Genomic DNA, 565 nt, shown 5'->3' with positions numbered 1-565 from the left:
GATTTCTTCCGCGCCACCGACAAGGTGTCGGACGTCGAACGCCACCGCGCCTATCGCGAGACGCGCGCCTGGCAGTGGCGCACCCTGAGGTATGACGCCAAGCCGACCATCGCGATGGTCAATGGCTGGTGCTTCGGCGGCGCCTTCACGCCGCTGATCTGCTGCGATCTCGCCATCACCGACGAGGACGCGGTGTTCGGCCTGTCGGAGATCAACTGGGGTATCATCCCCGGCGGCGTCGTCTCCAAGGCGATCTCGACCCTGATGGGCGACCGCGAGGCGCTATATTACGTCATGACCGGCGAGAAGTTCGACGGGCGTCGTGCCGCCGAGCTCGGCCTGGTCAACCAGGCGGTGCCCGGGGCCGAACTGAAGGAGCGCACCCGCGAGCTCGCCCGCAACCTGCTGGGCAAGAACCCGACGGTGCTGCGCCAGGCGCGCATGGCCTATAAATATGCCCGCGAGATGAACTGGGAGCAGGCAGCCGAATATCTCACCGCCAAGGGCGACCAGACTCATTTCGTCGACCCCGAGCGCGGGCGCGAAAAGGGGCTGACTCAGTTCC

At 66.0% G+C, this 565-nt stretch carries 1 protein-coding gene; it reads left to right on the top strand.

The annotated features are described in order from the left end of the window. The coding region (locus tag AC1DZC_RS20235) for an enoyl-CoA hydratase-related protein (RefSeq protein WP_477044533.1) at positions 1-565 on the top strand (565 nt) is incomplete at both ends.

This window comes from Cellulomonas sp. P2_B4 (genome assembly GCF_056404795.1).
This window is presented reverse-complemented; position numbering and strand designations above follow the sequence as displayed.